At 67.1% G+C, this 12,032-nt stretch carries 10 protein-coding genes; all 10 read right to left on the bottom strand.

Annotation, left to right across the window (positions count from 1 at the left end):
• Positions 1-38: 38 nt before the first annotated feature.
• Positions 39-2,231: a TonB-dependent receptor gene (locus H7V21_RS00215; RefSeq protein WP_188054661.1), complete on the bottom strand. Its 2,193-nt coding sequence runs from the start codon at positions 2,229-2,231 to the stop codon at positions 39-41.
• 146 nt (positions 2,232-2,377) lie between these two features.
• Positions 2,378-3,061, bottom strand: coding sequence for a Fe2+-dependent dioxygenase (locus H7V21_RS00210; RefSeq protein WP_188054660.1), 684 nt, complete (start codon positions 3,059-3,061; stop codon positions 2,378-2,380).
• 86 nt (positions 3,062-3,147) lie between these two features.
• Positions 3,148-4,959, bottom strand: a complete 1,812-nt coding sequence (gene lepA, locus H7V21_RS00205; RefSeq protein WP_188054659.1) for a translation elongation factor 4 — start codon at positions 4,957-4,959, stop codon at positions 3,148-3,150.
• Positions 4,960-5,032: 73 nt separating this feature from the next.
• Entirely contained in the window at positions 5,033-6,583 is a 1,551-nt protein-coding gene (locus tag H7V21_RS00200; RefSeq protein ID WP_188054658.1) for a carboxylesterase/lipase family protein, read from the bottom strand.
• On the bottom strand, positions 6,570-7,577 hold the full coding sequence (locus tag H7V21_RS00195) for a sugar kinase (protein ID WP_188054657.1): 1,008 nt from the start codon (positions 7,575-7,577) through the stop codon (positions 6,570-6,572). The genes H7V21_RS00200 and H7V21_RS00195 overlap by 14 nt, the downstream gene beginning before the upstream one ends.
• 45 nt (positions 7,578-7,622) lie before the next feature.
• Entirely contained in the window at positions 7,623-8,378 is a 756-nt protein-coding gene (gene kduD / locus H7V21_RS00190; protein ID WP_188054656.1) for a 2-dehydro-3-deoxy-D-gluconate 5-dehydrogenase KduD, read from the bottom strand.
• Between the two features lie 124 nt (positions 8,379-8,502).
• Complete coding sequence (gene kduI, locus H7V21_RS00185; protein ID WP_410482665.1) at positions 8,503-9,363, bottom strand: 5-dehydro-4-deoxy-D-glucuronate isomerase; 861 nt, start codon at positions 9,361-9,363, stop codon at positions 8,503-8,505.
• A 23-nt stretch (positions 9,364-9,386) separates the two neighbouring features.
• Complete coding sequence (locus tag H7V21_RS00180; protein ID WP_188054655.1) at positions 9,387-9,548, bottom strand: hypothetical protein; 162 nt, start codon at positions 9,546-9,548, stop codon at positions 9,387-9,389.
• A gap of 23 nt (positions 9,549-9,571) precedes the next feature.
• Positions 9,572-11,137, bottom strand: coding sequence for an MFS transporter (locus tag H7V21_RS00175; RefSeq protein WP_188054654.1), 1,566 nt, complete (start codon positions 11,135-11,137; stop codon positions 9,572-9,574).
• 35 nt (positions 11,138-11,172) lie between these two features.
• Positions 11,173-12,003, bottom strand: a complete 831-nt coding sequence (locus H7V21_RS00170; protein WP_262503927.1) for a 2-keto-4-pentenoate hydratase — start codon at positions 12,001-12,003, stop codon at positions 11,173-11,175.
• Between the last annotated feature and the right edge of the window lie 29 nt (positions 12,004-12,032).

Genomic DNA, 12,032 nt, shown 5'->3' with positions numbered 1-12,032 from the left:
CTTGCAGGGCCGCTACTGCGAGTCAATCGCACACTTCCTCAATAGCGGGCGGAAAGCGTCAGCAGCGCCTGGCGCCCGGCCGCGGGCACCGCGAAATGCGGGTTGCGCAGCTTGGTGATGTAGCGCTCGTCGCCCACATTCTGCACGTTGACGCGCACGCCCAGATGATCGTTGATCTGATAGGCCGCGTTCGCGTCGAACCGCACATAGCCGTCGGCGCGGATCAGGTTCGCCGTGTCGGCATAGCGCTCCGACGCGCCATAGGCACCGCCGCCGATGCTGAACCGCGGCGTCACGTCGTAATTCGCGGTAACCGCGAAATTGTGCCGCGGAGTGTTCGGCAGCGCATTGCCCTCGTTCGCCGATCCGTCGCGGATCTCGCTGTCGACCAGCGTGTAGCCGGCGACCACCGACAGCGCGCCCACTCGGCCGCTGGCGCCCAGCTCGACGCCCTGGAGCCGCGCGCTGTCGGCGACGGTGATCGGCCCCGCGATCGGATCATTGTCGATGATGTTGTTCCGCTCGGCGCGGAACGCCGCGGCGCTGAGCAGCAGCCCGCCGTTGAACAGCTCGGCCTTGGCACCGATCTCGAAATTCTCGGTACGCTGCGGCTCATAATCGCCGTTGCTGGTGCCGATATTGTTCGATCCCTCGCCGACGTCGCTTCCGGGCGGGTTCGCCGAGTCGGCATAGGAGGCATAGAGGCTCGTGTTCGGGGTCGGCTTGAAGATCACCGCACCCTGCCACGTCCAGAAGCTGCCTTCGTTCGACGCGGAATAGGAGCCGCCGCGACCCGATCCGGAGCCGCTGGCGCTGTAATCGGTCCAGCGCACGCCGCCGTTCAGCAGCAGCGACGGCGTGATCGTGATCGTGTCGAACGCATAGAGGCTGATGTCCTCGGCGCTCGCGCTGGAGGGGCTCGTGCTCGGCGTGACCGTGCCGTTCCACGGATCGCTCGGATCGGGGTTCTGCAGGTCGGTGCAGTTGTTGAGCGCGATGTCCGCCGCCGGGCAGGCGCGGTTGCCGGTGTCGACCGAATAGCTGCGGTTGAAGCTGTCGGCGACGCTGAACTCTACGCCCACGGCGATGCTGTGGCCGATGCCGCCGGTATCGAACACGCTGGCGAGGTTGGTGTTGCTGACGATCGCCTCGTTGGTCGAGTTGCGGCTCTTCACTGCGCGCCAGACCAGCCCGTTCGCGACGTTGCCGGCGCTGTCGTCGGGATTGGTGACGATGTAGTTGTTGCGCGCGAACGAATAGCGGGTGGTGTTCGACAGGACGATGCCGCCGCCCAGATCGCCTTCGAACAGGAAGGTCGCCGAATCGACCTTCGTGCGCTGGAAATCGCGGGCCAGCAGACCGTAGAAATTGTCGTAGTCGACGTCGGCCGGCGCGCGCCGTTCGCCCGAAAGCTGCCCGCGCGAGGTGAGCGGGATGCCATAGTCGGGGATGCCGTCGCTCTCGTAGTGATAGTAGGACAGCGTCGCCGTGGCGCGGCCACCCACGCCCCAGCTGATCGACGGCGCCACGCCCCAGCGATCATTGTACACCGAATCGCGGCCCGGCACCTCGGCATCGTGCCACAGCGCCGCGACGCGGACGCCGAGATCGCCCGTCAGCATCGCATTGGCGTCCACCGTCACGCGGTAGAAATCGTCGGTGCCGACCGTCGCCTGGCCGGAGACGAACGTCTCCGCGCGCGGCAGCTTGCTGACAATGTTGATCGCGCCGCCCGCTGCGCCGCGGCCGCCAAATGCCGAATTGGGGCCCTTGAAGACTTCGATCCGCTCGACCGCGAACACTTCGCGCGCCTGCGATCCCACGTCGCGCGCGCCGTCGACATAGGTGTCGCCGGTCGCGTCGACGCCGCGGATCAGCGGAATGTCCGCGCTGGCCACCCCGCCCTCGCCCGCGCCCAGCGTGATGCCGGGAACGGTGCGCAGCGCCTCTTCGAAGCTGAACGACGCGGTATCCTCCAGCACTTCGTTGGTGATGACGTTGATGATGCGCGGCGTATCGACCAGCGGCGCGGTCGCCTTGGGCGAGGAAACCGCCTCGACGCGATAGCCGTCCTGCACCGCCGTGTCGCGCACCGTCACGCCCTCGAGCCGGGTCGGCTCCTCCTGGCGATCCTGCGCCGCGGCGGGCGTCGCAAAGGATGCGACGAAACCGACGCAGGAAAGTGCAACGAAGCTGCCGCCGCGCGAAGCGGACGAACGCGTATCAGCCATGGATGGCCCCCCTTGTCATTCTGGTGAGTTCTTGTAGCGGCGCTATTGCGAGTCGTTCTCACTTTGTCAAGAAGACTGAGAACCATTCGCAAAAAACAGTGCGCGGGATCAACGCGGCTCGGCTCCGTGGCATCCGCCTCCCGCCCTCAGGCGTCCGCCCACCGCCGCAGCAGATTGTGGTAGAGGTTGGTCAGCTCGAGCACCGCCGCGTCGGTCCCGCCGCGCTCGGCGGAAAGCGTCTGGATCGTCGTGTCGAGCCGGAAGAGCTGCTCGCGCGCTTCATTCTCGCGCACCATGCTCTGCAGCCAGAAGAAACTGGCGACCCGCGCCCCGCGCGTCACCGGCGTCACCTGGTGCAGGCTCGACGCGGGATAGAGGATCGCATGCCCCGCCGGCAGCTTCACCCGCTGTTCGCCGAACAGCCCCTGCACCACCAGCTCGCCGCCGTCATAGTCCTCCGGCTCGGCCAGGAAGAGCGTGCACGAAAGATCGCTGCGGATGCGGAATTCGGTCCCGCGCAGCTGGCGGACGGCATTGTCGACATGATCGCCGAACGCCTCGCCGCCCTGATAGCGATTGAACAGGGGCGGAAACACCTTGAGCGGCAGCGCGGCGGCGATGAAGCGCGGCGTCCGGCTCAGCGCCGCCAGCACGCGCCGCCCGGCCTCGGCCGCCGCCTCGCTTCCCTCGGCAAGCTGCGCGTTGCGCTTGGCCAGCCGCGACTGGTGGCCCGACGTCTCGTTGCCGTCCACCCATTCGCCCGCGTCGATCAGCGCGCGCAGCTCGCGCACTCCATCCTTCGACAGAACTTCGGGTATCTCGAGCATCATCGCGCCATCTCCAATCGAGCGGCGCGTTAATGCGAATCGCTAGCAATTACTACCCGGACACTTCCCGATTGCGGAAGCGCCGTGCGTCAGTTGTCGTCGCCCATCCGCAGCGCCGCGATGAACGCCTCCTGCGGGATCTGCACGCTGCCATATTCGCGCATGCGCTTCTTGCCTTCCTTCTGCTTGTCCAGAAGCTTGCGCTTGCGACTGATGTCGCCGCCATAGCATTTCGCGGTCACGTCCTTGCGCAGCGCGGCGATCGTCTCGCGCGCGATCACCTTGCCGCCGATCGCCGCCTGGATCGGGATCTTGAACAGGTGGCGCGGGATCAGGTCCTTCAGCCGCTCGCACATGTGCCGCCCGCGCGCCTCGGCCGCCTCGCGGTGGACGATCATGCTCAGCGCGTCGACCGGCTCGTTGTTGACCAGCAGGTTCATCTTCACCAGATCGCCTTCGCGCAGGCCGATCTGCTCATAGTCGAAACTGGCATAGCCGCGGCTGATCGATTTCAGCCGATCGTAGAAATCGAACACCACTTCGTTGAGCGGCAGCTCATAGGTGATCTGCGCACGCCCGCCGACATAGGTCAGGTCCTTCTGGATGCCGCGCCGGTCCTGGCACAGCTTGAGGATCGGTCCCAGATACTCGTCGGGGACGTAGATCACTGCCTTGATCCACGGCTCGCGGATTTCGTCGATCCGGTTGGGATCCGGCATGTCGGCGGGATTGTGGAGCTCGATCGTCTTCGCCTCGGCCTCGCCCGCAGCCTTTGTGAGCTGGAGCTGATAGACCACCGAGGGCGCGGTCGTGATGAGATCGAGGTCGTATTCGCGCGTCAGCCGCTCCTGGATGATCTCCAGATGGAGCAGCCCCAGAAAGCCGCAGCGGAAACCGAAGCCCAGCGCGGCGGAGGTCTCCATCTCGAACGAGAAGGAGGCGTCGTTCAGCCGCAGCTTGTGGATCGATTCGCGCAGCTTCTCGAAATCATTGGCATCGACGGGGAAGAGGCCGCAGAATACCACCGGCTGCACTTCCTTGAAGCCCGGAACCGCCTTGTCGGTCGGCTTCTTGGCGTCGGTGATGGTATCGCCCACCGCGGTCTGCGCCACTTCCTTGATCTGCGCGGTGATGAAGCCGATCTCGCCCGGGCCCAGCTCGCTCAGCTGCTCGATCTTGGGGCGGAAGCAGCCCACCCGATCGATCAGATGGGTGGTGCCCGCCTGCATGAACTTGACCTGCTGGCCCTTCTTCAGCGTGCCTTCCATCACGCGGACCAGGATCATCACGCCCAGATACGGATCGTACCAGCTGTCGACCAGCATCGCCTTGAGCGGCGCTTCGGGATCGCCGGTCGGCGCCGGAATGCGCTCGACGATCGCGTCGAGCACTTCCTCGATGCCGATCCCCGCCTTCGCGCTCGCCAGCACGGCGTTCGAGGCGTCGAGACCGATGATGTCCTCGATCTCGGCCTTCACCTTCTCCGGCTCGGCGGCGGGCAGGTCGATCTTGTTGATGACCGGGATAATCTCGTGGTCGTGCTCGATCGACTGATAGACGTTGGCCAGAGTCTGCGCCTCGACGCCCTGGGCCGCATCGACCACCAGCAGCGCGCCTTCGCACGCCGCCAGGCTGCGCGACACTTCATAGGCGAAGTCGACATGGCCCGGCGTGTCCATCAGGTTGAGGACATGGCCCTTCCATTCGAGCCGCACCGTCTGCGACTTGATCGTGATGCCGCGCTCACGCTCGATATCCATATTGTCGAGCACCTGCGCGCTCATTTCCCGGTCGGTCAGTCCGCCGGTGCGCTGGATCAGCCGATCGGCAAGCGTCGACTTGCCGTGATCAATGTGCGCGATGATGCTGAAGTTGCGGATCTTGCTGATGTCGGTGGCCATCGCGGGCCGTTAGCACCGGGTGCCCCGCTTGTGGAGTGGGGACTGTGCACGATCGCACACGTCCCTCACGCGCTCATGTGCCCGGCTGGACATAGGGCACCCGCGCGAACAGTTCGCGTTCCCATTGGCGCGGATCCTGCTCGACGCGCGAGCGCGTGTCGAAGATCATCGTCGGCCGGTCGGGCAGCGTGTAGCGCCGCCAGGGCGCCCTGCCCGTTCGCGCGAACTGCGCGAAAGCCGTCATCATTTCGCGACTCACCCGGCGCGCAGCCGCGCCGGTGCCCGTCTGCGATCCTTCCGCACCCAGCGTGCCGAATACCAGCGGAATGTCGTGGGTGTGAAAGGCACCGCGCTCGGGCTCGGTCTGCGACGGAAAATCGAGCTGATAGACCCAGGTCGCCTCCGCGCCCGCACGCGCCCGTGCATCCGCCTCCTCGACTTGCCCGCGCCAGCTGCGCGCGGCGGTCGTCGCGCGCCAGAACAGCTCGCGCGGCCCATCCTGCGGAAAGCGCTGGCGATATTGCGCCACCACCCATTCGGGGAGAATGTCGACGCGCAGCTGCGGCCCCAGCCGCTCGGCGATATTGCCCCAGTCCAGTCCCTGCATCACTGCCGAATCGGGGCCGATGAAGGCGCGCGTCTCGTCGTGGGTGTTGCCCAGGATCATCGGAATGTGGTTCGACTGCGGATGGGCGTCGGGCCAGAAGGGGTGGCGGACCAGCCATTGCATGTCGAGCACTGGCCCGAAATAGACGCCGCCGCCCAGGATCGGATCGACGGCATCGAGCGCCTCCACCAGTGCCTCGGACGGCGCGGCCAGCAGCGCGTCGAAATCGCCCTCCGCCACGCCGAGGCGCGCGAGATATGCCCGCGTCCGCTCGGTCGCGTTGAGCGGCCCGGATGCCGTCACTTGCTGCCCGCTCATCGTCATCGCGCGATGGAAAAGGCCGCGCGCGGCGGGCATCCCCATCAGCGTCGCGATCTTGGCGCCCCCGCCCGACTGGCCGAACGGGGTCACGCATGCCGGATCGCCGCCGAATGCGGCGATGTTGTCGCGGATCCACTTCAGCGCGAGGATCAGATCGAGCTGCCCCGCATTGCCGCTGTCGCGAAAGCGCGGATCGAGCCGGGCAAGATAGAGATAGCCGAAGGCGTTGAGCCGGTGATTGACCGTCACCACGACCGCGCCCGTCTCACGCGCCAACACTGCGCCGTCGTTCAGCGGATCGGTGACGCTGCCGGTCGAATAGGCGCCGCCATGGAAATAGACGAGCACCGGCCGCGGCGCGGCGGCCGCATCCGCGGGCGCCCAGATGTTGAGGAACAGGCAGTCCTCGGATTGCGGCAGATATCGCGCGCCGCGCTGCGGACACACGGGGCCGAATTCCCTCGCCCGAACCCGTTCGCCCGGGCGCGCCACGGCGACGGGCGCGCGAAACCGCTCGGCCCGGCCATAGCGGATGCCGCGATAGGCATGGACATCGCCGTCGCGCGTGCCTTCGAATACTCCCGCAGGTGCCGCCGTCACCGGAGCGGCCTGCCGCGCCAGCGAGGCAGCGGGAACGCATGCCGCCGCCGCGGCCGACCAGAGCAGTGCCCGTCGGTTCAGCTCAGCGCCGGACATCGAATCCGCCGGCGAGGAACGCCGCGAGATCCTCGCGGCGGAACCGGCTCGCATCTCCGGGAAGCGAATGCTTGAGGCATGTGAGGGCCAGCCCTTCGTGCATCGCGCGCTCGGGATCGCCGCCGTCGAGCAGCGCGTGCAGCACGCCCGCTGCAAAGGCATCGCCGCCGCCGATCCGGTCGACGATGCCGGAAATTACGACCTCCTCGCTCTGATGCGCGCCGTCGCGCGTGTCGATCCGCGCCGAGATGCGGTGCCGGTCGGCATCCTCGGGATGGCGCGCGGTCGAGGCGATCGCCTGGAGTTTCGGAAAGGCGTCGAATGCCGCCTCGGCCGCCTCGCGCCTCCGGTCCGGCCCGTCGCCGCTGAATTCCCGTCCCAGCAGCAGCGCGATGTCGCGATGGTTGCCGAACAGGATGTCCGCCTGCCCGACCAGCCGCCGCAGGATCGTGCGCGGGTCGCTGTCCCACACCTCCCACAGACGCGCGCGATAATTGCCGTCGAACGACACCGCGACGCCCAGTTCGCGCGCCATCTCGGCGGCGATGATCGCGGCGGCGGCGCTTCCCGGACCCAGCGCCGGGGTGATCCCCGAAAGGTGAAGCCGCTTCGCGCCCGAAAGCAGCGTCCGCCAGTCGAACGCATCCTCGGGCGCCGTCGCAAAACTCGATCCGGCGCGATCATAGACGATATCCGCCGCACGCAGCCCGGCACCGGGAGAGAGGAAATAAAGCCCCATCCGCCCGTCGCGCTCGATCACGCCGCGCGTGTCGACGCCCGCCGCACCCAGCGCCGCCACGGCCGCCCGGCCCAGCGGATTGCCGGGCACCGCGCTCACCATCCGAGTGGCATGGCCGAGGTGCGCCAGGCCGACGGCGACATTCGCCTCGGCGCCGCCCACCTGCACGTCGAGCCGGTTCGATTGCAGCAACAGCTCGCGTCCCGGCGCGGAAAGCCGCAGCAGCAGTTCGCCGAAGGCGACCAGATCAGTCATGTCCGCATCCTGCCCGGTTCGGGCGGCGCTGTCGAAGCCCTCTCGTCACCGCGCCAGCCAGCCGCCGTCGACTGCGAGGATATGGCCCTGCACATAGTCCGAAGCGGCGGAGGCGAGGAACACCGCCGCGCCTCCCATGTCGGCAGGATCGCCCCAGCGGCCCGCCGGAATACGCTCGACGATCTGGCGGTTGCGCCTCTCGTCCGCCTGCAGCGCCGCGGTGTTGTTGGTGGCGATATAGCCGGGCGCGATCGCATTCACATTGATGCCCTTGGCCGCCCATTCGTTGGCGAGCAGCTTGGTCAGCCCGCCGATTCCGGATTTGGACGCCGTATAGCTCGGCACGCGAATGCCGCCCTGAAAGGTGAGCATCGACGCGATGTTGACGATCTTGCCGCCGCCCTTCTCCACCATGTGGCGCGCCGTCGCCTGGCACAGAAAGAACACCGATTTCAGGTTGGTGTCCATTACTGCGTCCCAATCCTCCTCGGTGAAGTCGAGGCTGTCGTTGCGGCGGATGATGCCGGCGTTGTTGACCAGGATGTCGAGTCCGCCGAGCTTTTCCACGGCTTCGTCCACAATCCTGTCCACAGGCTCGATCGTCGAGAGATCGGCGGTGATGATCTCGGCCCGGCGGCCGAGCGCGCGTGCCTTCGTCACCGTCTCTTCCGCCGGGGTTCGCCCGACGGCAGCGACATCCGCCCCCGCGGCGGCGAGCGCCAGCGCGATGCCCTGGCCGATGCCGGTGTTCGCGCCGGTGACGACCGCCACGCGGTCTGTGAGATCGAAGGGATTGGTCATGCGATCGCTCCAGTCTCCCTCCCGGCTGCGGGAAAGGCCAGGGGGAGGGTTCGTCCGCGGGCGGCGGGCCGGCGGGGAGGTGCAGGCCCTCCCCCGCCCCTCCCGCTCCACGGGAGGGGATGTTCTACGCCAGCTGGCAGATATCCAGCACGCTCATGTCGGTATAATCCTGGTTCTCGCCCGCCATCGCCCAGATGAAGGCATAGGATTTGGTGCCCGCGCCCATGTGGATGGACCAGGGTGGCGAGATCACGGCTTCCTCGTTCTGCATCACGATGTGCCGGGTCGCCTCGCCCTGCCCCATGAAGTGCATCACGCGATCGGCGTCGACATTGTCGAGCTCGAAATAGAAATAGATCTCGCTGCGGCGCTCATGGACGTGCGGCGGCATGGTGTTCCACACGCTGCCTTCCTTCAGCACGGTCAGGCCCATCACCAGCTGCGCGCTTTCGCAGATGCCGGGGATCACGAGCTGATAGATCGTCCGCTCGTTCGATTCCTTGAGGCTCCCCCTTTCGAGCGCATTGGCGTCGGCGATGCCCAGCTTGCGGGTCTCGAACGCCTGATGCGCGGGGCACGACACGAGATAGAAGCGTGCGCCCTCACCCGCGAAGGTGACGTTCTGCGCGCCCATCGTCACATACAGGCAGTCCTTGTTGCCGAGCGTATAGGAGGTGCCGTCGACCTCGACCGTGCCCTGCGCGTCGCTGACGTTGACCACCGCCAGCTCGCGGCGCTCGAGGAAGGGCTTGCCGGCGGCCGAGGGCGGATCGCTCTGCTCGGGCAGCTTCACCGAACCGCCGCTCACCGCGACCCCGCCGATCACCATGCGATCGGCATGGGTATAGGCGAGCACGCATTTGCCCGGCTCGAACAGATTCCGGATCAGATAGCGGTCGCGCAGCTCTTCGTTGCTCACGCACTCCATCATGTCCGGATGCGTGGCATAGAAATTGTCGCGGAAGATCGAGGCGGGATCGGCCATGGAATGCTCCTGTGGTTCGGGGGTCAGGCGACGGCGGACGCCAGAGCGCCCGCCGCCGCGTCGAATGCATGGGCCCGCCGGACGGGCTGGTTGACGCGCCCGGTCGCAGGCACGGCGGCCATGCCGCGGCCATGCGCCTCTGACGGGAATTGCCGGTCGGGATTGCGGTTCAGCGGGCGCGGCATGGACGAAGGGCTCTCCTTGCTTTTCAGGATCCGCTCCGGCGGCGGCCGCCCAGCGCGTTCACCAGCACGCCGGCGACGGCCACCGCAAGGAAAGCGACGATCGCGCCCCAATAGACCGGCGGCGTCAGGCAGGCGGCGTCGCCGAACGGACCGGCCCACACCGGATAGCAGGCACCCGGCCCTTCGGTAAGCGCGCTCGACGCGAGGAAGAGGATCACACCGACTAGCCCGGCGCAGATCGCGACCAGCACCGCCCAGGGAGTCGTCTCGCGAAACCGCTCGACTCGCTCGAGCCGCGGCGAGAGCAGATGGATGCACAGCAGCGCCGCGAAATAGGCGCCGCCGGCCAGGATGAAGAGCGGCGTGTAGGTCTCGTTGGCGAGGAAATAGCCGGTCAGCTTTGAGCTCAGCGCCCCGCCGATCCCGCCCAGCGTCCCGCCGATCCCGATCACCGCACCCACTGCGAAGCGCGGATAGGTGTCAGACGGGACCGTGAAGAGGTTGGCCGAAAAGCCCTGGTGCGCCGCCGCGGCCACGCCGATGATGACCACGCTGACCCACAGATTGTCGACCGCGGTCGCGAACATCACCGGCAGCACGGCAAAGGCGCACACCAGCATGGTCAGCTTGCGCGCCTTGTTCGCGGTCATGCCCATGCTGATGAACTTGCCCGAAAGCCAGCCGCCCGCGATACTGCCCACGTCCGAGATCAGATAGATCGCGCCCAGCGCGATCACCGCGGTCGCGGTCGTCCAGGTAGTGAGGTCGAGATCGTAGCGGTCGCCCAGATAGCCGGGCAGCCAGAAGAGATAGAACCACCACACGGGATCGATGAAGAACTTGCCCAGCGCGAAGGCCCAGGTTTCCTTCTGCGCCAGCAGCCGCACCCACAGGCCGGGCGTCTTGACGTCCGGATCGGCCGGGTCGGACTGGATGTGCGCCAGCTCGTCCGCCTCGACGCGCGGGTGTGTCGCCGGATCGTCGCGATAGATGGCGAGCCAGGCGATCAGCCACAGCACGCCGAAGATGCCGGTGACGACGAAGACCATGCGCCAGCTCATCCCCAGCCCGCCCATCAGCCAGAAGACGAGGAACGGTGTCGCGATCGCACCCACATTCGTTCCGGCATTGAAGATGCCGATCGCGAAGGCGCGCTCCCTCTGCGGAAACCAGTTGGCGACCGATTTCACGCCGGCCGGAAAATTGCCGCTCTCGCCCACGCCCAGGCCGAAGCGCGCGATCGCGAACTGGGCGACGGTGTAGGCGCCGCCGTGCGCGACATGGGCGATCGTCCAGATCACCACAGCGGCGGCATAGCCCAGCCGCGCGCCGATCGCGTCGACCACCTTGCCGAAGACGAGATAGCCCGCCGCATAGGCGATGGTGAACCAGACGATGATGTCGGCATAGGCGCGCTCGTCCATCGCGAGCGTCGGATCGGCCATCAGCGTGGGCTTGAGCAGTCCGATCATCTGGCGATCGATGTAATTGATGACGGTCGCGGTGAAGAGCAGCCCGACGATGACCCAGCGATAGCGCCCCACGCGCCGCGTGGCCCCGGCGATCATCGCCTCCCGTGTATCCGTCATCGTCTTCCTCTCCCCGCGACGCGACCGTTTGCCGGTCAGTTCTGTCGTACCTTGCCTATCGTACAGGCCACGGTGCGTTCCGCACCGAAGCGCGCCTCCACTCGGTCGCCGATCGCGACTCGGTGAACACCGGTCACTGCGCCGGTGGAAATCCATTGCCCCGGCGCCACCGGCAGGCCGCGTTCCGCCGCCGTTTCGAGCAGAAATCGGACCGCGCCGAAGGGACCGTCGAGCATTTCCGCCGCAGTGCCGGTTCCCGCTTCCGCACCGTTGATCGTCAGTGCCAGCGGCCAATTCAGAAAATCGCAGTCGCGCGGCAGAACGTCGCCCAGCACCAGCCCATGGTTGTTGCCGAAATCGGAAACGGTCACCGCCGGTCCATGGTCGTTGATCCCCGGAAAGGGCGAACTCGCGATCTCGATACCGATGCGGATCTCGTCGATGCATGTTGCCGCCGCAGCGTTGGTCCAGCCGCCCTCCGGCGCCTCGCCGATCGCGCCGAGGCGCAGCAGATACTCCGCCTCCACCGCGCCGAAGCCGCCTTCGAACACGGCCATCTCGGGCACCGCCTCGCCCCCGGCGCGTATCGCGTCGGCGAAGATCGGCCCGGCAAGACGATTGCTGCCGAACGTCTCCACCAGCGCATCGGGAACGCGTCCGACCTTCCAGCCGCCCACCGGCTGGCCGGAGAGCGCGATCGCACTTGCCTGGATGCGATAGGCGTCATCGAAATCCCGGGGCATCGGCCCCGGATAGTCCGACAGCGGACGCCCCGCCGCGCGGGCCGCCAGAAACGCGCGCGCGATCGACTCGGCGCTGCGCGCCTTGTCCTCAGCCGCCATCTGTTCGACCGACCCCGTGACCATTCTACTCAACCCCGCAATCAATACCCGCG

Source organism: Sphingosinithalassobacter sp. CS137 (assembly GCF_014334115.1).
GTDB lineage: Bacteria > Pseudomonadota > Alphaproteobacteria > Sphingomonadales > Sphingomonadaceae > Sphingomonas.
Note: the sequence above shows the minus strand (reverse complement) of the source record. Positions and strands in the feature narration are given on the sequence as shown.

What these genes read in the sequence shown, in the direction of transcription:
- H7V21_RS00215 (WP_188054661.1), bottom strand. Translation starts at nt 2,231, where the DNA reads ATGGCTGATACGCGTTCGTCCGCTTCGCGCGGCGGCAGCTTCGTTGCA.
- H7V21_RS00210 (WP_188054660.1), bottom strand. Translation starts at nt 3,061, where the DNA reads ATGATGCTCGAGATACCCGAAGTTCTGTCGAAGGATGGAGTGCGCGAG.
- lepA (WP_188054659.1), bottom strand. Translation starts at nt 4,959, where the DNA reads ATGGCCACCGACATCAGCAAGATCCGCAACTTCAGCATCATCGCGCAC.
- H7V21_RS00200 (WP_188054658.1), bottom strand. Translation starts at nt 6,583, where the DNA reads ATGTCCGGCGCTGAGCTGAACCGACGGGCACTGCTCTGGTCGGCCGCG.
- H7V21_RS00195 (WP_188054657.1), bottom strand. Translation starts at nt 7,577, where the DNA reads ATGACTGATCTGGTCGCCTTCGGCGAACTGCTGCTGCGGCTTTCCGCG.
- kduD (WP_188054656.1), bottom strand. Translation starts at nt 8,378, where the DNA reads ATGACCAATCCCTTCGATCTCACAGACCGCGTGGCGGTCGTCACCGGC.
- kduI (WP_410482665.1), bottom strand. Translation starts at nt 9,363, where the DNA reads ATGGCCGATCCCGCCTCGATCTTCCGCGACAATTTCTATGCCACGCAT.
- H7V21_RS00180 (WP_188054655.1), bottom strand. Translation starts at nt 9,548, where the DNA reads ATGCCGCGCCCGCTGAACCGCAATCCCGACCGGCAATTCCCGTCAGAG.
- H7V21_RS00175 (WP_188054654.1), bottom strand. Translation starts at nt 11,137, where the DNA reads ATGACGGATACACGGGAGGCGATGATCGCCGGGGCCACGCGGCGCGTG.
- H7V21_RS00170 (WP_262503927.1), bottom strand. Translation starts at nt 12,003, where the DNA reads ATGGTCACGGGGTCGGTCGAACAGATGGCGGCTGAGGACAAGGCGCGC.